Below are 20520 nucleotides of genomic sequence, written 5' to 3' on the forward strand. Positions count from 1 at the left end.
TTAAAATATTCAAAATTATGTTAACCCTGTTAACCCTGTCGTTACTGCCAGAACCCGGACTTATCACAATCCGCGTGATTTGATAAATATTGTTTGATTGGAAGACAAGCGGCCAAGTGGTGCGTTGATAGCAACCTGCGAGTTCAAGCGTCCGCGCTTGAACTATCCAAAATATAAGCGTCCATGCTTATAACCGATACGGCAAGGATCGGCCCTTAACAAAACACCCGGAAGCGTGGACGCTCCCGGGTGTTTGTATTCAAGCGTGGACGCTTGAACATGCTGTATAAATATCGAATAATTACTTCAACACCGAAACTGCTTTATTAGCTTCACCAACACCCCAAACCGTACCCGGCTTATCACCCATGGTAATCACCAGTTCGCCGCCTTGCATAACATCAGTATGTTTGATGTAAGTTTTGGTGTAGTCAGTGCCATTTAATGTCATAGCCTGGATGTATTTATTTTTAGGGCCATTGTTTTTAACCACCACGTGAAATTTCTTATTTCCCTGTAATTTCAATGTAGCTTCATTTACTACCGGACTGCCAAATACATACAAACCATTGGCCGGGTTAACCGGGTAAAAGCCAACTGCCGATAACACATACCAGGCCGACATCTGGCCGACATCCTCGTTCCCAATAATACCGTCTGGTTTATCTGTATAAAAATCATCAAGGATAAACCTCACCTTCTCGGCTGTTTTCCATGGTTTGCCTGAATATGCGTAGTAGTAGCTCATTGGGTGACTTGGTTCGTTACCGTGTGCATACTGACCAATCAAACCTGAAACATCCGGCGATTTAAATTTACCCATATCGCCCTGAGCGATAAACAGCGAATCAAGCTTGGTATTGAACTTATCAACGCCGCCCAGCATATCAATCAAACCTTCCACATCCTGCGGAACAAGGAAAGTGTACTGCCAGCCATTACCCTCGGTAAAGTCGCCGGTTTCGTGGATAGAAATGAATGGACTATAAGGTGTACGCCATGCATCTTGCGATAAACGGCCACGCATGAAACCAGCTTTGGCATCATAGTAGTTTTTGTAGTAGGCGCCACGTTTGCTGAAATAAGTATAGTCTTCAGTTTTGCCTAATTTTTTGGCTACCTGTGCAAGGCTCCAATCGTCAATAGCATATTCAAGCCCCATCGAAACCGATTCGCGACTGCTATCTGCCGGGATATAGCCATATTTTTTCACGTATTTGATACCACGATCATCGCCCATAGCGGTGGTTTTCATAGCTTCGTAAGCTAAGTTAGCGTCAAAGCCTTTGTAGCCTTTCAATAACGCGTCGGCAACCACCGGTACGGCACTATAACCCACCATACAGTTGGTTTCGTTGGCCATCAAATGCCAAACAGGCAAGCTGCCCTGTTGCTGATAAATAGCCAGCATAGAGTTAATCATATCATTCACATGCTCCGGGTGGATGATGGTTGACAGCGGGTTATTTGAACGATAAGTATCCCATAACGAAAACGTGGTTACGTTATTGAAACCTTCGTTTTTGTGTACTTTTTTATCAGTTCCCCAGTATTCGCCGTTTACATCATTAAAAATAGACGGCGCAATCATAGTATGATAAAAAGCAGTATAAAACTTCTTCATCTGTGATAATGAATCAGCCTTAATGGTAATCTTTTCTAACTGTTTATTCCAGGCAGCATCCGCGTCGGTAACAACTTTATTGAAATCCCAGCCTGGTATCTCGGCTTTGATGTTCAGCATAGCATTCTCGGCGCTTACCGGCGAGATACCCACTTTGGCATAAACAACCTCGCCTTTGGTGGTAGCAAAGCTGATAACACCTTTAACTTTCACACCTTTAAGTTCGGTACCTTTTACGTTAGCAGTGCTGTCATAAACCGCGAATGTTTTGATAGGCTTAGAGAAAACCGCCGTAAAATAAATACGCTGATCATTTGCCCAACCTTTTGAAAAACGATACCCGCAAATGGTATTCTTATCAACCTGTTTAATGAAGGTTTCCATTGGCCTGTCCCAGCCAATACCTTCCTGCAGATCGATCAGGATATGTGCATCCTTTGATGCCGGGAAGGTGTATTTGTGCATCCCAACGCGGGTGCTGGCGGTAAGCTCGACACCGATATCATATTTTTTAAGCTTTACTTTGTAGTAGCCAGGTTTTACAACCTCATCCTTATGGCTAAACAACGATACATAACCGCTTTTTAAATTTTTATTGCTGCCTTTATAAACGTTGATAGCGCCTATTGTAGGCATGAAAGATATATCGCCCAGGTCGCCAATACCCGTACCGCTTAAGTGCGTATGCTGGAAGCCAATGATGGTAGAATCGGAAATATGGTAGCCAGAGCACCAGTCCCAGCCCTCAGAAATATTGGTTGGGCCTAACTGCACTGCACCAAAAGGAACGCTTGCACCCACAAAAACGTGCCCATGAAAACCGGTACCAATGTACAGATCCACATATTGCGTTAAACCGCCGGCCTTTTTCATAGGCTGCGATTGATGCCTTTGTGCATGGGAACTTAAATTAACCATGGCCAGCAAGCCGGCCAAAACGAGTTGTTTTTTCATTCTTTATTTTAGATGATGGTATTGAGGTTTATATTGCCTGCAAAGTAAACCTCAATACTTAATAGATTATTAATAAACGCTTAATTCAGCTACGGCTATGCCATTACCTGCAATTACATGCGCGGCTTCAAATTTAAAATATCTCGCCGTCACTTCCTGCTTCAATACTACAGGCTGCTCAATCGGGTTCGATTTGATATTTGAAAATTCGCCCGAAGCCACCTTTTCCCAGGTTTTGCCATCATTGCTGATGTAGAAAACGTAACTGTCAACAATGCCGGTCGCCTGTTTATCCTGCCTTGGCAAATAGCCAAATGCCTTTATCTTTTGCTCCTTACCCAAATCAACGCTGATTTGCTGCGGGAATTGCGCATCTTCTTTTTTCAGGGTAGCGTAAAGGCTGCGTGTATTTTCATCAAAAGCGTTTTCTGCTTTGCTCCACTCGTCACCGGCAGCAGTGGCATCCAACACCTTCCAATCGCCTTTGGCGTAGCCGAATGATACATAAGTACTCTCGCTTTGCTGATCTTTACCTTCAAAACTGCGAGCCTTTACAGTACCACCTTCATTAAGCGTAAAAGGCTTGCTATAAACCGGCGAACTTGACGTTGGCTCATGCCCATCAAGCGTATAGCGAATAGTGCTCACCGGAGCTTCGGTGGTGATGCTTATTTCGCCTTTTTTATTACGCGATATTTTTGGCGCGGTTAAGTGAACAGGTTCTTTGTAAATTCCGAAATCGCTCAAGGCAATTGCTACCGGCGATGCGGTAACGCGCAGCCTCAACTTGCTTGCTGTTATGTTTTGAGTTAAACGGATCAGCCTGTTACCACCAATGCTGGTAGCCTCTCCTATCTGCTCCCATTTACCATTCAGATACGCATCTACAGCAACTGCCTCAATACGCTGACCAAGCTTGATATTCTCGCGCAAGCGGATTACATTAAATGTTTTTGGCGAATGCAGATCGATGGTTAAGGTTGGTGTGGTTACTTTATCGTCAGTAGCCCAATAGCTGTACCTGTTATCATCCAACAAAAACTGCGGACCAAACTTAGCTTTGTTGCCTCCACGCACGTTGCTTGCAGTCAGTGTAGCTCCTTTTGCCAGGTTAACAGCGAAGGTTTGTTTAAGCAGGTTGCCGAACTCGGTTAATGATTTCACATCGACCTCGTTAATAATACCACGCGGATCGGGAGATAAACCCAAATCAAGCGCCGCGCCACGGCCTACGCTTTTGTAATACAGATCAAGCAAGGTATAAGGCGATTTCACACCTTCATCCTGCGTTTTGTGATAAAACCATCCGGGACGTAATGACACGTCACATTCGGCAGGCATCCAGTACTTACCGTTGCGGGTGCCTTCCGTTCCTTCATAATCTTTCACATAACCATTAGCCGGAACCTTACCTTCATCCGGCGCATGAGGTGTATAGGTAGCCCAGCAGGTTTCCCCTGCATGGCCTTCCTCATTACCTACCCAGCGCACGTCCGGGCCAACATCACCAAACAGCACCGCGTTTGGTTGCAGTTTGCGTGTAATGCCCCAGGTTGTATCCCAGCCGTAGTAAGTTGAGCGGTCAATTTTTCGTACTTCACGCTTGCCTCCATAGTAGCCGTCACCACCATTGGCGCCGTCATGCCATGAAATAAACAACGGGCCATAGTTAGTATATAACTCTTTCAACTGCTCACGATAGATCTTTACATATTCCGGCGTACCATAATATGGATTGTTTCTGTCCCATGGCGAGCAGTATACCCCAAGCTTCATGCCCAGTTTATCGCACGCTTCGCGATATTCTTTCAGCATATCGCCCTTGCCATTTTTATAGGGGCTTTTGGTGATATTATGTTCAGTAGTTTTAGTTGGCCAGATACAAAAACCATCGTGATGTTTAGCCACAACCACCACCCCCTTAAAACCGCCGGCTTTTGCAGCAGCTACGATCTGCATAGCGCTAAACTGCGACGGGTTAAAAATCTTCGGATCCTCATCACCAAAACCCCATTCTTTGTTGGTATAAGTATCCACCCCATAATGGATAATGCAATACATTCCGGTTTCCTGCCAGTTGAGTTGTCCCTGCGTAGGCAATACACCATAAGGTTTCGGGGCCGTTTGACTAAAGCCATTTAAACCGGCTGTAAGTAACAACAAGGCAATGCCTGTAAACTTCTTCATAATTGGTTATTAGTTTTTGAACCATGATGCTGGCACATCCTGTGGGGCCGAGCCATTAACACTATATTTTAGCAGCAACTTAAAGCCGCCGCCACCTTCAATAAAATCAAGCTTAAACGGATGTGTACCCATTTTAAGGGCAACCTGTCCGCTGCGTTCCTGCGCCGAATGGTTACCATCGTTATCCACAACAGTTTTATCGCCTATGTAAAGCACGCCACCGTCATCGCAGGTTAAATAGAAACTGTAAATGCCATCGGTTGGCACATCAATGTAACCTTTATAAGTAATACCAAACGATGGGGCTTTAACCGTAGCAGGTACTTCTATCTTATCGGTACTGAATGTGCTATCAACTTTTGCATTTTGCATCAAAGCTGTTTTTTTGAAGAACGCTTTGTAATAAGTAGCGGTAAGTCCGGGTTTTGGTGGAGCAATTTTTACCGGGCCAAGCATTTGCTGCTGGGTATAGTTCAGGTTATATACGTCGCCACGGGTTCCGGTTGGTGTAAACGCGGCAACCCTTACCAATTCTGATTTGGAGATAGTTAAAGGCGATGGTAATACCGGCGATTTTGTATCAGGCAAAGTACCGTCAGTAGTATAACGGATAGTAAGGCTTGGCAATGGAGATATAATGCTCAGCTTGCCTTCGTTAGTGAAAACGTACTGATTAAGCAGATTTGGCAAATCCGGCAAACGATAGTTGATCTTCATCGCGTCCATGCGTTTATATTGCTCGGTCAGGCGTTTCAGGTATGATTCATATTCAGTTTCCTGGTGTGTCCATAGCATTTCGGACAGAGCGGTCATACGTGGCATGTACATATAATCGGCACGCTTTTCTGACGGGATCATCTCCGACCAGAGATTTGCCTGTGCACCAATAATTGATTTGGCTTCCTCAGCATTCAGCACTTTAGGTACCGGGTTAAAATGATAAACCCTGCTAACAGAATACTGATCAGGCTGATTATCAAAATAAAGCGGTTCGCCGGGCGTCATGATCACCGTGTTACCATTTTTTACCGCCTTAACAGGAGCGTCTGGCACCCAGGTACGCCAGTACATGATAATAGCCGTTGGACTAATACCACCTTCAATCACCTCGTCCCAACCAATTAATTTGCGCCCTTTGGAGTTAAAAAACTTCTCCATGCGGTTAATGAAATAGCTATGCAAGCCAGCCAGATCTTTAATACCCTCTTTAGCCATTAAAGCTTTACAGGCCTCTGATTTACCCCAGTTGGTACGGTCAACCTCATCACCGCCGATGTGGATATATTTAGACGGGAAAATCTGCATGATCTCGGTAAATACATTCTCAGCAAACTCAAAAGTGGTTTCGTTACAAGGGCAAATTGGTTTGGTAAACAGTTCGCCCCATTTATTTTCGCCATCGCAGGTTAAAAACGGATATGAGTTAATAGCTGCCATCATGTGCCCCGGCATATCAATTTCCGGAACAATATCGATGTGGCGGGCAGCAGCATAAGCTACCACGCCCTTCATTTCATCCTGGGTGTAAAAACCACCGTACAAGGTTTTACCATCTTTTTGGATGATATGCTCTTTATCGATCACAAAATCAGGATTATCCTTAGCCTTTTTTATACAGGCCGAATCCTGGTTATTGAACGTGCGCCAAGCACCGGCTTGGGTAAGCAATGGATATTTTTTTATTTCGATACGCCAGCCCTGATCGTCAGTTAAATGCAGGTGCAGCTTATTCATCTTGTATAAAGCCATCCTGTCGATAAACTTTTTCAGGTAGCTTACCGAGAAAAAGTGCCTTGATACATCCAGGTGCATTCCGCGCCATTCATAAACAGGCGCATCTTCAATGGCAACGACCGGCAACGACAATTGCTTTTGTACAACACCCGCTTCAACACCAACAGGCAATAATTGACGGATGGTTTCTACTGCGTGAAACGCGCCGGCCGGGTCTTTCGCCCTGATAACTACCTGCTCTTTAGTTACACTCATGCGGTAGGCTTCGGGAGTAGTTATGCTTGCGTCGTAAACCAGGTTGATAGCATGGGCTTTCTTTATCTTGCTTACTTCAATTGGCTTACCCAAACCTTTACGCAACAGATCTTTCAAAACATAAGCTTCGGTATTAAAAGCGTTGGAAGTAACAATGCCGGTTTTAGCTGTAATGCTAAATGAACCTTCGCCGGCGGTTAATTGTGCCGGATAAGGTATCAACGGGAATTTTGCCGTTGTTTCCTGGGCATTAACACCACCTGTGCAGGCAAGCATTAAAGCCGCTAATGACAAATATTTTGAGATAACTTTCATTTTCTTCTGTCTGTTATTATTTGTCGATAGATATAGTTCTTTCAGCAATATTCCAGCCGCCAACAGTTACAGCCAGATTTTTGTCTGCTCCCGGGTTGTGATCGATAAAAACTTTTTTGGTTTGGCCGGGTAATACGGTTACGTAGTTATCGCTGTAAAACGCCGGAAGGATCCGTTGCTTGGTATCAGCATTAACTAACGATAAACGGTTAAAGAACGCCAATGCACCATTACCTTCATTTGTCAGAGTAACTTCAACCTTACCGTTTTTCAGGTATTTAGCTGTTGCACCTAAATTACCTTTAGGCATTTTTTGCAATCCCGAAAAATCGCCGTTTGCATCAGGTAGCCAGTAAATATTTTCGCTAATCACTTCTTTATCTGATTTAAGCAGCTGCAGGCAAAGGAATACGCCTTTATCCTTCGCTTCTTTCTCGATCTCATGCTTAAGCGACAGGTACCTTTTAGTGGTGGTTGGCGTTACATCGGCAAAAACCTGGGTTAATACTTTCTCCTTGCCATCCATGTCATAGGTTTTGGCAACCAGCAGCATGTTACTGTGTGTTTTAAATGTATTATTGGCTACCATCACCATGCCATCTGTTTGGTTATACATGATGTGTAAAGGCTCGCTTCCGCTATGTAAACCGTAAAGACAAGCGTTAGGATCAAGGTAATAATCATACATTTGACCGCGCATGGCCGTCCACGGGTTTTGAGTTTTCCAGATAATGGTACCGGTATACCAATCCCACATATGCGAGCTAAAGCCTTCCATCAGCGCACGGTACTGATCATAGTTTACCAATTGGGCTTTAGTGGCAAAATCCTCAACATCTTTGGCTTTGCCATATTTATCAATAAAGCCATCGTAGCCAATATATTTATGGTACTCCCAAACAGGGTCTGTTTTGGTTTTGCCAGTTGATGCGTCAAATTCAGGCACAACCATATTTTCGGCAGGAATAAAACGCTTTAATGACTCATAATCGCTTACACCAACCGAACCTACTTCTGAATTGAACGGATAGGTTTGATGATCCCAGAAAGTTGTAAGGCTTTGGACACCATAAGGGCCGTCACCATTACCGCCCTGTACATTGCGCGACATTTCTTCGGAATTTGAATATGGGATAAACCAGCGGGTATTATCCAGTTTAGGCATAATGGTATCACGCAGTGCCGCGAAGATATCCTCAGGCGGAGTGATCTCGTTACCACCACACCAGATAGCCAGCGACGGGAAATTACGAACCAGTTTAACCTGGTCGGCTACTGATTTCAAATACAGATCATGATCATCAGGATATTTACGGCGTGTCCACTGATCGTCAAGTTTCATCGGGTCGGTCCAGCGGCCATTACAGTCGCCAGAGCCCCACATATCCTGGAAAACCAGCATACCGTATTTGTCACAAGCTTCATAAAATTCGGGGCGTTCAATCAGTGCGCCACCCCAAACACGGATCAGGTTCAGGTTCATATCACGGTGAAAACGAACCTCGGCATCATAACGGGCATCGCTGAAACGCAGCATCTGATCGGAGATGATCCAGTTTCCGCCTTTAATAAATATTTTTTGACCGTTTATGTTAACCTGCCGACTTTGAGTTTTGTTATTCCATTCGGTAGTGATCTGGCGTACACCAACTTCAATATTTTTTTGGTCGGATACCTTGCCAGCGGCCACAAACTGCAGATTAAGCTTATACAAATTTTGCGGACCGTATCCATTTGGCCACCAAAGCTTAGGATTTTTCAGGCTGTAATCGGCCAATTTAACATCCTGTTTTGAGTTGGCTTTTAAAGTAACCGGCTGCGATACCAGTTTACCATCTAAATTATATTGTAAAGTACCGCTGACAGGCGCGCCGGTTGCGTTCTCAACCTCGGCCGATACCTGAACAATGGCAGGCTGCTGTGCACCCTCCGGCTGACGTACACCCGGAACAAGGGTAACTACATGAGGATCTTTGATAACTACCGCGCCGGTGTGCTCAATAGTTACTTTATCCCAGATGCCGGTATTGCGGTCACGGATAGGCTGGATCCAGTCCCAACCTGCTGTGTATTGGATACCTACGCCACGGGCAATTGTACCATCGCCACCCTGACCACCGTTAGGGTTACCCACAACATCCGGAGGATACACGATAACCGCTAAACGATTGTTTCCGTTTTTGCTCAGCCATTTTGTAATGTTATAGCTCTGGCGTAAAAACATACCTTTATGCAGCTTGCTGTTCAGTTTATGCCCGTTCAGGAAAACATCACAGCTATAATTTACACCACGAAAGTTGAGGTAAGTTTGGTTACTGCCTGTTGGCGCTGTTTCTTTAAAGTCTTTGGCAAACCAATAGGTATAATAATCGCGGCCTACTTTATAAATGTCAGGGATCTTTTCGTTATTCATCCCATAAAAAGGATCCGGGACCTGCTTATTGGCAAGCTGAGTGGTTAACACGGTACCGGGAACAACTGCCGGATTCCATGCAGCCAGATCATAATTAGTTTGAGATATAACAGTGCCATTATCCTTAACACTATTCATAGAGGTTGATTTCCAGCCGCTGTTTAGCTCATAACTGGTTTGAGCCTCCGCGTTTTGGTAAACGCCTGAAGCAAGGACAGATAACACTAACGAAAATTTAAACAATGCAGATCTGCCTGCAGAACGGGTTGTTGTCATTTATTTAGATTGGATGAATGATCAAAATTAAAAACTGCCAAATCATTTTAGCTGTAAAAACTTGGCTATATTATGTGGTATTTTGTCGGATTTAAAACCCTTGTCATTTCGATGAGTATGGAATGGGGTGCGCACGGGCGCGAAGAGAAATCTTATACGCCCGGCATTTTTGCTCATCGCTTGTATAAGATTTCTCCTCCCCCAATGCTTTTCCCTACCCTATTCGTCGAAATGACATTTTTATATTTATATCTAATAAACTATTTTAAAACCGGCCGCTTCATTAAGCCCGCTGGCTTGTTGTAGTTTTGTTGGAATGCTGATATCAATACCATCGGCTACCTGTTTCCATTTAAGGCTTTGCGTACTGCCAAGCAAGGTCACTTTCTTTACTTTCTTGATATCCTTTAGTTTTACTGATACAGTTGCAGGTAAAACTACCTTTTCCTCATCGCTCAGGGCAAAGGCATAAATAGTATTGCTGCTTTTAGCTTTAGTATAGTATATATTACCTGTTGAATACGGCGCTACCGACTGGCTGGCGTAAATACCTTCGCCATTGATCTTCATCCAACGGCTGATGCCTTGCAGGCGCTCATAAGCAACGGGATCCCAATCCCCATCCGGGCCAGGTCCGATATTCATAAGCAAGTTACCACCGCGTGATACGATCTTTACCAGTAACTGCACAATTTTTTGCACCGATTTATAATGGTCGCCGGGAACATAGCTCCAGGAGTTACCCATGGTTATGCAGCTTTCCCAGGGATGGTCAAGCGGAACTTCCGGTACTTCCTGCTCGGGCGTAGTGTAGTTTTCGTATTTACCGGCTACGGTACGATCGACCACAATTAAACCGGGCTGCTTTTGCCTGCCCATTGCAGCTATCTTTGGCATATCAATATCCTGGTCAAATTTAATTCCGCGTTGCCAGTCAATAGTAGTATCAACACTGGTTTTAGGGCGTACCCATCCTCCATCAAGCCATAAAATATCAACCTTACCATAATCGCTCATTAGTTCGTTGATCTGGTTATAGGTAAAGTCTTTAAACTTTTGCCAGCGCTCAGGGTATTTTTTAGGGTCGTAGTTTACGTTGCGGTCTTTAGGTGGAAAGTATGGCCACCAATAATTTTCTGTATGCCAGTCGGGCTTTGAAAAATAAGCCCCTATCATAAAGTTGTCTTTACGGAAAGCGTTGAAAATTTCCTTAGTTACGTTGCTTCGCGGATTGCTTGAAAATGGCGTTTTGCTGCTCGTAATTTTATAATCGGTTTCTTTAGTATCAAACATGCAAAAACCGTCATGATGCTTGGTTGTGAAGATCACATATTTCATACCGGCATCTTTAGCCGCCTTCACCCATTTTTCGGGGTTGAATTTGGTTGGGTTAAAGGTGGTTTGCAAATTTTCATACGCTGTCTTATAACCATTATAGGTAGCGCCATAAGGGCCGCGGCGTTGAGTCCATCCTTCATCTTCCGGACAAATGCTCCAACTTTCTACTACGCCCCACTGGCTGTAAGTACCCCAGTGCATGAACAAACCAAACTTAAGATCCTGCCAATTGGCAATTTTTTGCTCAACCACGGGGTCGCCGGCAGGTACATACTGCTTTGACATATTGTGCTGTTGCCCAAATGCTTTAACACAGCCAAAAACCAAAAGAAATGCTGTAAATAATCGTTTCATCAAGCTTTTATTTTATAAATTACTGACAATTTTATATGGTGTATTGCCTACACACTTTTTAAAATATTTTAAAAAACATCGCAACTTACGTTAATAAATTTCATTTTTTAGTTTTAATATGTTATTATTGTTACACCATTATTAAGTTTAAATTTAGTTGATTAATTAAAATCCTTCAGTTTTGAGAGACAGAAAAGTTGATACGCTAAAATTGTGGAAACTCATTTGTAACAATGACGATGAGAATGCCTTTGAGCTGTTTTTCCATGTCCTTAACAACTCGCTCATTAAATTTTGCGTGTTGTATGTGCATCAACGGGAAATTGCCGAAGAAATAGTTTCGGACGTGTTTGTGAAATGCTGGCTCAACCGTAAAAACCTGACCGAAATTCAGAACCCCGAAACCTATTTGTTTGTTGCGGCAAAAAACCAATCGCTAAACCACATCAAAAAATATTCAACCATTCATCTTGTACAGATTGAAGAAACCAATTCGGTTGAATTTGTAAATACGTACAACCCTCAAAAAGAAATAGAAAATAAGGAGCTCATCTTCCGGATGGACCAGGCCATTGCGGGACTTCCGCAACAATGTCGTATTGTTTTCAGACTAATAAAGGAGGATGGCATGAAGTACAAAGAGGTGGCCGAAATTCTCAATATTTCGCCGCGCACAGTACAGACACAATTGTTTCGCGCAATAAAGAAACTTAGTGTCGTTTTGACACAATACAATAAGCATAATGAAAATATGCCTAAAACCAATGTAATCAACATTTTAGGATCGATAGTTGTGATTTTTCAATTATTTTTTCTACACTTGTAGGTAATTAACCTAAATAAGTTGTCCTATCACAAATAAGGATGCAATTTTAAGATGGGCAATGATAAATTTATAGAGCTGGTAGGCAAAAAACTGTCGAACGAGATCAGCTCTGATGAACATAACGAACTTCTGCTTTGCTTAGCCAATGATGCTTCCCTTCGTGAGCAATATGATGCCCTTTCTGCCTATTGGAAACACAATGATGCAGAGTACGCTGACAATGCCCTTGCTTTTCAAAAAATAAAATCAAAAATTAAAGCACAAGAAACTACCGAGCCTATAGTTACGGTAGCGCCTGTAAAAAAAGGTATAATGCGTTATTTATGGCGTGCTGCGGCGGCCATTATTTTAATAGCCGGCGGTGCTTACCTGTTTTATTCAAAAGTAACTCTTGCCGGTCGTGAAATTGCAGGCACCGTACCCAGCGCCTGGCAAAACAAAAATACCTTTGTGCGCGAAAAATCAACCATCGTGTTAACAGATGGCACCCGCATAACCCTTAATTCAAAAAGCTCATTACGGTACCCGACAAGCTTTACAGGTAAAACCCGAGAGGTTTATTTAAGCGGCGAAGCTTTTTTTGATGTGCATAAAGATCATGAGCACCCGTTCATTATCCATACTGAAAAAATGAACATCAAAGTTTTAGGTACGGCTTTCAACGTAAAATCATACCCGAATGACCCTTCAAGTGAAACAACCTTGATCAGGGGCGCTATTGAAGTTACACTTGACGACCGTCCGTCTGACAGGATCATTTTAAAACCGAGTGAAAAACTGATTGTTAATAAAGGCTCATTTGCTACGGTACATAAAAAAGAAAACAAACTTGCACCCGCAACCGATAGCAGTGCTGGTACTCAATATGTCTTAACAAGCTTTACCCGCCTTCACCAGTACGATAGTGCTGTTCTTGAAACTTCGTGGACCCAAAACAAACTCATTTTCAGGGATGAAAGCTTTGCCGATCTTGCTGCACGTATGGAGCGCTGGTATGGTGTTGAGATTAAATTTAAAAATGACGACCTTAAAAAATACCGCTTCAACGGTACTTATGAAAAAGAAAGTATTACAGAGGCGCTTGATGCGCTACGCCGTACCGAAGACTTTCATTATAAAATAAAAAAATCAACCATTTTCATTTACTAATGCCGCTTTCAGACAACCGGGCAATAAGCGCTTTCTTACCTCAGTAGCCCCAATATTATTTACAATATTTATAATTGTTACACAGTTATCTGTTCATTTTGCACTATAGCCTGCCGCTTATTATAAAATTTATGTAAATTTAGGCATCCCTAATGGATGTTGACGATAGGTATAGGTTATCAGAATAAATGAAAATACGGTTTACGTTAATATTGTTCTTCAATTTACTCGCTATATTAACTGTATATTCACAAACCCATGTCACTATTAACTTAAAATCAGCCGATTTTAAAAAGGTTATATCAATCATCGAACATCAGAGCCTTTATCATTTTGTTTACAGCGAAAGAAAAATACCAACGTTAAACAGAGTTGATTTAAACTTCGAGAATGAGGATGTTAAAATCGTTTTAGATAAAATATTAGCCAATTCGGGCTTTTCATATACCGAGCTCGCCAACCACCTGATAGTAATAACCCCGGTTGACGAAATAGTTAATGTGGTTAAAATAACAGGTACTGTTGTTGACGAAAGCGGGAAACCGCTTGCAGGAGCTACAGTTAGGGTACGGGGCTCAACCATGGGGGCGCCTACCGACCAGCAAGGCTCATTTTCTTTTGAAGCTCCCGACCAATCAATACTAATCATAAGCTTTGTGGGCTATGTTACCCGCGAAGTAAAAGTGTCCGGAACCACTCCTCTTAAAATCGCACTATCGGTAAGTAATATCTTAAGCGAAGTTGTAGTAACTGCCCTCGGTATAAAAAAAGAAGAAAAAAAGGTTGGCTATTCGGTTACAACCATAGGTGGCGAAGTACTGGATAAAGCCAAAGAATCAAACGTGGCCTATTCATTAGAGGGCCGGGTAGCCGGTTTAAGCATTAGCGGCGTTAACGGCGGGCCAGCATCATCCGCACGTATTTTACTTAGAGGTGTTACCAGTTTTGGCGCAAGCGCTCCGCTCTTTATCATTAATGGTGTGCCCATTGATAACACACAACGGGGGGCCGCAAACGAATGGGGTGGCGCCGATTTTGGCGATGGCATAAGCAATATCAATCCTGATGATGTTGAAAGCATGACCGTACTGAAAGGCCAGGCGGCTTCTGCATTGTACGGAGCGAGGGCCGCTAATGGCGTGATTCTGATCACAACCAAAACAAGTAAAAAGAACTCGGGCTTTGGAATTGAGTTCAATACCAATTATCAAACAGACAAGGCAATCAATACATTTGATTATCAAAAGGTTTACGGACAGGGCCTTTACGGGATCAGGCCGGCAACAGTAAACAATGCCATAACATCCGGAAATTTTGGTTGGGGCGAAAAGCTTGACGGCAAGCCTACCATCCAGTTTGATGGTAAATATTACCCCTACTCGGCAGTTAACGATAATATAGATAAGTTTTACCGCCGCGGTTATACTTATACCAACACCATAGCCTTTAATGGCGGCAACGAAACAGGTGCATTCCGCCTGTCTGTTTCCGATCTCAGGAATGGCTCCGTTATCCGCAACAGTGGTCTTAACCGTAAAACGGTAAACTTAACCGCCACCCAGGGGATAAGCGATAAATTTAACGTTAACGTTATTGCTAACTATATTGACGAATCATCAAACCTTAAACCAAACCTGAGCGATGGCCCCCTTAACCCCAATAACATTCAATATCTTGCTGCCAATGAAAACCAGGCAGCCCTGGCACCTGGCTATGACTCAAACGGTGATGAACTGAGGTGGACCGGCGATACTTTTGTGACCAATCCTTATTTCGCTGTAAATAAATTTATCAATAATATAAGCCGGAACCGTTTGATATCAGCAATAACGGCCCGTTATAATTTCGCAGATTGGATGTATGCCCAGGCCCGCTTAGGCGATGATGTGCTGTATGATAAACGTTTAACCATCACGCCTACCGGAACTGCTTATTCGCCGGGAGGCGCCGGTTCTATGGATGAGCAATCATCAACAGAGCGCTCAGAACTGAATGCCGACATTTTGATTGGCGCCAAACGTGATATCATAAAAAACCTGCTTAGCTTTGACTTATCCGCAGGGGCCAATCTGCGTAAAAACAGCTACGAATACACCCGCCTTTTTGGAGGGCCATTTATTGTACCTAATTTTTATAGCTACACTAACCTGGCTACAAAAAACAGCAGCTATGATTTTAAAAGCTCCGAAACACATTCAACTTATTATTCTGTCGATTTTTCGTTAAAAAACTTTCTTACGTTAACCACCACCGGTCGCTATGATACTTACTCGACCCTGCCAGTTGACAACCGGAGTATTTTTACTCCGTCGGTGTCGGCAAGTATCCTGTTTTCGGATCTTGTGCACATACCCGGACTTGATTTCGGAAAACTCCGCCTGTCATACGCTCAAACCAGCGGCGAACCTACCGACGTTTATATAACATCGCAATATTATACAATCAACAATCCCGTGAATGGGATACCAACAGGCGGTTTTAGCGACAGTTTACCAAATCTTTTTTTAAAGCCGTATACACTTACAGAAATGGAAGTTGGTACCGACCTGAAGTTTTTAAACGGACGACTGGGACTTGATGTTGCCTACTTCCATCGCAAAACCAGGAACGAGATTATTAAAGGTGATCTTGACCTGGCAACCGGCTTTGCCCGCCGGTTCATACCAACCGGTTCAACTCAAAATAATGGCATTGAGGTTTCGTTGAGCGGCACACCTTTTAAAACTGCCAATTTTAACTGGTCGCCCTCATTCAACTTCACCTATGTTCAAAACAAGATCCTTCAAACAGATGGCACCCCCGAATCTGCCAATATAAGCTTTGGTACTTACCGCCCGCTAAATGCTGCAACAGCATTGGTTAAAGGTTTACCCGGTCCGCAAATCATGGCGAATGATTACCTCAGAAATGCCAAGGGCCAGATTATTTTTGATGGCAATGGGTTACCACAAGCCGGTCCCAGGGTGCCTATGGGCAGCGCGGTACCCAATATTTATGGTGGGTTTAACAACAATTTTACCTATAAAAAATTCAGCCTATCATTCCTGATCGATTATAGGTTTGGTAACAAAATACTTTCGGCCACTAATTATAACAGCATTTACCGGGGCTTCAATAAACTTACCCTGCCGGGAAGGGAAACCGGTGTTGTTGGCGATGGTGTAAATGCCAACGGCGATAAAAACACGGTTGTTGTGCCGGCGCAAACCTATTACCAGGCACTTGCCCAAAGTGTTTCGGCCCTGAACGTATTAGACGGTAGGTTTATCAAGCTTAGGCAAGTTACTTTTGGCTATACATTTTCAAAAGGTTTTCTTAATAATACCCCTTTTGAGGGCATAACTTTCTCGTTGGTAGGCAGAAATTTATGGACGATAGTGAAACGATCAGACAATATCGACCCTGAATCGGGCTTCTCTCCCGACATAAAATACGCCGGAATTGAAGGTGCAAGCCTTCCGCCAACGCATACTTACGGAATAAATATTAACTTTAAACTCAAAAAATAAATCAATTAAAATGGCATCCACCATAAAACAAACTACGCTGCGCTGTTTGGCTTTACTAACGGTATTGTTTAATTTTTCTACCGTAAAAGCCCAGACACCTTTTTACAAAGACGCTTCGCAATCGATTGACTTAAGAGTAAAAGACCTTTTATCGAAACTAACCCTCGAAGAAAAGATCTCTTTATTAGGTTACCGCAGCCAGGCTGTGCCCCGTTTAGGCATCCCGGCATACAACTGGTGGAACGAGGCATTGCATGGTGTGGCCCGTGCCGGTGAGGCTACTATATTCCCACAGGCTATTGGTATGTCGGCTACTTTTAATGATGACTTATTGAAACAAGTATCAACAGCCATATCTACCGAAGCCCGTGCTAAATATAACCTGGCCATTGCGCAAGACAGGCACCTGCAATACATGGGCCTTACCTTTTGGACCCCTAACATTAACATTTTCCGCGATCCACGTTGGGGACGCGGCCAGGAAACTTATGGGGAAGACCCATTCCTGACCGGCCGCATGGGTTCGGCCTTTGTTAAAGGTTTACAGGGCGATGATCCTAAATACCTGAAAGCTTCAGCTACGGCAAAACACTTTGCTGTTCACAGCGGCCCGGAAGCTACACGCGATAAATTTGACGCTAAAGTTGATGAAAAAGACCTTCGCGAAACTTACCTGTATGCTTTTCACGAGTTAGTTAAAAACCACGTTGAATCGGTAATGAGTGCCTACAACCGTGTTAACGGCGTACCAAACTCTATTAATAAAGTGTTGCTTACTGATATCTTACGGAAAGAATGGGGCTTTAACGGCCACGTGGTTACCGATTGCGGTGCTTTGGATGATGTTTACCTTACCCACAAAACCCTGCCAACCGCAGTTGAAGTAGCTGCTGCTGCCATTAAAGCCGGCGTCGATCTGGATTGCTCATCTATTTTACAAAATGACGGCATTAAAGCTATTAAGCAAGGTCTGCTTACCGAAAAAGACGTTGACCAGGCCTTGAGCGCTATTTTACGCACCGAATTTAAGCTTGGATTTTATGATGATCCTGCCGCTAACCCGTATCATGCTTATGGAGCCGATAGTGTTCACAACGACCAACACCTGGCATTAGCCCGTAAGGTTGCTCAGCAAAGTATGGTATTATTAAAGAATAACAACAATGTTTTGCCATTCAAAAAAAGCAACTACTCGAGCATTATGGTAGTTGGGCCAAACGCGGCCTCACTTGATGCTATGATAGCTAACTACCATGGTACCAGCAGCAAGGTGATTAACTTTGTTGAAGGTATTACGGGCGCCGTTGATAAAGCTACCCGCGTTGAGTATGACCTTGGCTGCGATTATAAAGATACCACTCACTTTGGTGGTACCTGGGCTGCTGGTAATGCCGATGCTACCATTGCGGTTATAGGCCTCTCCCCTGTTTTAGAAGGCGAAGCCGGTGATGCTTTCCTGTCAGAAAGTGGTGGCGATAAAAAAACTTTGAGTTTGCCTGCCAGCGAAATCGCTTTTATGAAGGAGTTACGCAAAAGCGTAAAAAACAAACCGTTGGTAGCCGTAATTACCGCAGGCAGCGATATTGATGTATCGGCTATTGAGCCTTATGCAGATGCCATCATATTTGCCTGGTATCCCGGCGAACAAGGAGGTAACGCGTTAGCTGATATTATTTTCGGCGAGGTTTCACCTTCCGGCCACCTGCCGCTTACATTCTATAAAGACATGAGCAATCTGCCCGATTATAGCGATTACAATATGAAAGGCCGTACCTACCGTTACTATACCGGTCCGGTGCAATACCCTTTTGGTTTTGGGTTAAGTTATACTACATTCAACTATACCCTGGGCAGCAAATTAAAAGCTACCTACAAAAAAGCAGACACTGTTGCCGTAACTGTAAACGTTAAAAATACCGGTAAATTCAACGGTGATGAGGTAGTACAAGCCTATATCAAATATCCCAACATCGACAGGATGCCGGTTAAGGAATTGAAAAGCTTTAAACGCATCAGCCTTGAACAAGATAAAGAAGGTACAGTTACCTTAAAAATCCCGGTTCAGGATCTGCAGAAATGGGACCTTGCTACTCATAAATGGAAACTATATCCGGGCAGCTACAAACTCGTATTGGGCAGCAGCTCGGCCGATGAAAAACTGGTAGCGGATTTTAAAGTGGCTAATTAAGCCCCTGCAAAAAAACAGTTTTATAAAATAATACTATAAGCGTCATTGCGAGGCACGAAGCAATCCCCGATTAGCAGGTTCGCCCTGTATAGTTTGGGCTTGCTTCGTGCCTCGCAATGACGCTTTTTTAGTCAAGGCTTTATAACAAGGCCTCTAAATCCTTCATAATTCTACTTTTATCTGCCGGGGTCTTAGCTTGTCTAAGTGCGATTCGCAAATGCCAAGCCGCCCTTTCATTATCTACCGAGGTATATAAATATCCCAGCAACACGTGATACAGGTGATTTGTATCCAGTTTTAATTTCTCCGCCTCAATAATGGCTTTCTCCTTCCCTTTTACTTTTGCTAAAGCGTAAGCCCGGTTCAAAGCCGCCGCGGGCGAATAAGCTGCAATAAGTAACCTATTGTAAAGCATTAATATATTTTCCCATTTTTCGGGCGTATCTGTTTTAACGGTATGCCAATAGGCAATGGCAGCTTCAATATGATATTTACCGGCTTCATTTCCTTTTGAGGCCAGGTTAAGATAGTATCTTCCCTTGGCTATAAGCTCATCAGTCCAAAGCGTCCTGTCCTGATCATCGTAGCGAATCATCTCGCCGGCGTCATCTATCCGGGCATTAAACCTCGAAGCATGAAAACACATCAGCGATAATAAGGCATTTACTTCGGGCAAATTGGTTTGCTGATTTTCTAAAAGGAGATAATTAAGGCGCATGGCCTCCAAACATAGGTCCTTACGTAAGGTAGTGCTCTGGCAGCTGGAGTAATAACCTTCGTTAAAAAGCAGGTATAAGGTTTTCAATACTATGCCCAAACGGCTAACAATATCAACCGCCTCCGGAAAAACGATCTTCACTTTCTGTTCGCGCAACTTTTCTTTTGCTCTGAACAGGCGTTTATTTATCGTTTCTTTATTTGACAAAAAAGCTTCAGCAATTTCATCAATCCCGAAACCGCAAAGAATACGCAGGGCAAGACCGATCTGTGCCTCGGCAGGAAGTAGCGGATGGCAAATGGCAAACATCATCTGCAACTGGCTATCGCTGATATTCTGGTCAGAAAGGTCGATTTCTACTTCATAATTATCTTCCGTATCAAACCCTTCAACCATTTTTTGTTTGAATTTTGCGCTGCGTCTAACATAATCAGTTGCCTTATTCCGGGCTACGGTGTATAACCATGCCTTAGGATTATCCGGCAAACCTTTAATGCCCCACGTTTCGGCCGCCGTGAGGAATGTATCACTGGCAATATCTTCGGCTGCCTCAATATGCTCAAAGCCAAAATAATGGCACAGTACCGCTATTATCTTTTGATATTCGGAGCGAAACAAATGCGGTAAAAGCTGATCTTGCTGCATAAACAAACCGCCTCCCGTATATGGGAGGCGGTAAA

The 20520-nt window shown here is 43.5% G+C and carries 10 protein-coding genes; 4 read left to right on the plus strand and 6 right to left on the minus strand.

The window, feature by feature from the left end; all coding sequences use genetic code 11:
- Positions 1–301: 301 nt before the first annotated feature.
- From EAH55_RS15435 to EAH55_RS15455, 5 genes are all read right to left on the minus strand, one after another.
- Positions 302–2578, minus strand: coding sequence for a GH92 family glycosyl hydrolase (locus tag EAH55_RS15435; RefSeq protein ID WP_121810450.1), 2277 nt, complete (start codon positions 2576–2578; stop codon positions 302–304).
- A 69-nt stretch (positions 2579–2647) separates the two neighbouring features.
- The gene (locus tag EAH55_RS15440) at positions 2648–4765 is read right to left on the minus strand and encodes an alpha-L-fucosidase (protein ID WP_121810451.1); all 2118 of its coding nucleotides are present in this window, start codon (positions 4763–4765) and stop codon (positions 2648–2650) included.
- A 9-nt stretch (positions 4766–4774) separates the two neighbouring features.
- Positions 4775–7069: a family 20 glycosylhydrolase gene (locus tag EAH55_RS15445; RefSeq protein ID WP_244228216.1), complete on the minus strand. Its 2295-nt coding sequence runs from the start codon at positions 7067–7069 to the stop codon at positions 4775–4777.
- 16 nt (positions 7070–7085) lie between these two features.
- Positions 7086–9758 (minus strand): glycoside hydrolase family 2 protein, encoded by a 2673-nt coding sequence (locus EAH55_RS15450; protein ID WP_121810453.1) that lies wholly within the window; start codon positions 9756–9758, stop codon positions 7086–7088.
- Between the two features lie 252 nt (positions 9759–10010).
- Positions 10011–11450 (minus strand): alpha-L-fucosidase, encoded by a 1440-nt coding sequence (locus EAH55_RS15455; RefSeq protein WP_121810454.1) that lies wholly within the window; start codon positions 11448–11450, stop codon positions 10011–10013.
- Between the two features lie 181 nt (positions 11451–11631).
- Between EAH55_RS15455 and EAH55_RS15460 the strand changes: the two genes are divergently transcribed.
- The 4 genes from EAH55_RS15460 to EAH55_RS15475 all read left to right on the plus strand — a co-directional run bounded on the left by EAH55_RS15460 (position 11632) and on the right by EAH55_RS15475 (position 19122).
- Positions 11632–12276 (plus strand): RNA polymerase sigma-70 factor, encoded by a 645-nt coding sequence (locus EAH55_RS15460; RefSeq protein ID WP_121810455.1) that lies wholly within the window; start codon positions 11632–11634, stop codon positions 12274–12276.
- Between the two features lie 51 nt (positions 12277–12327).
- The gene (locus EAH55_RS15465) at positions 12328–13425 is read left to right on the plus strand and encodes a FecR family protein (protein WP_121810456.1); all 1098 of its coding nucleotides are present in this window, start codon (positions 12328–12330) and stop codon (positions 13423–13425) included.
- 188 nt (positions 13426–13613) lie between these two features.
- Positions 13614–16934 carry a SusC/RagA family TonB-linked outer membrane protein gene (locus EAH55_RS15470; RefSeq protein ID WP_121810457.1) on the plus strand — a complete coding sequence of 1107 codons (3321 nt, stop codon included), beginning with the start codon at positions 13614–13616 and terminating at the stop codon, positions 16932–16934.
- A gap of 10 nt (positions 16935–16944) precedes the next feature.
- Positions 16945–19122, plus strand: a complete 2178-nt coding sequence (locus EAH55_RS15475) for a glycoside hydrolase family 3 protein (RefSeq protein ID WP_121810458.1) — start codon at positions 16945–16947, stop codon at positions 19120–19122.
- A gap of 139 nt (positions 19123–19261) precedes the next feature.
- On the opposite strand, the gene EAH55_RS15480 is transcribed toward EAH55_RS15475, so the two are convergent.
- A complete protein-coding gene (locus EAH55_RS15480) occupies positions 19262–20485 on the minus strand; it encodes an RNA polymerase sigma factor (RefSeq protein WP_121810459.1) in 1224 nt (407 codons plus the stop codon).
- Positions 20486–20520: the final 35 nt, after the last annotated feature.

Source organism: Mucilaginibacter kameinonensis, from assembly GCF_003675385.1.
GTDB classification, from domain to species: domain Bacteria; phylum Bacteroidota; class Bacteroidia; order Sphingobacteriales; family Sphingobacteriaceae; genus Mucilaginibacter; species Mucilaginibacter kameinonensis.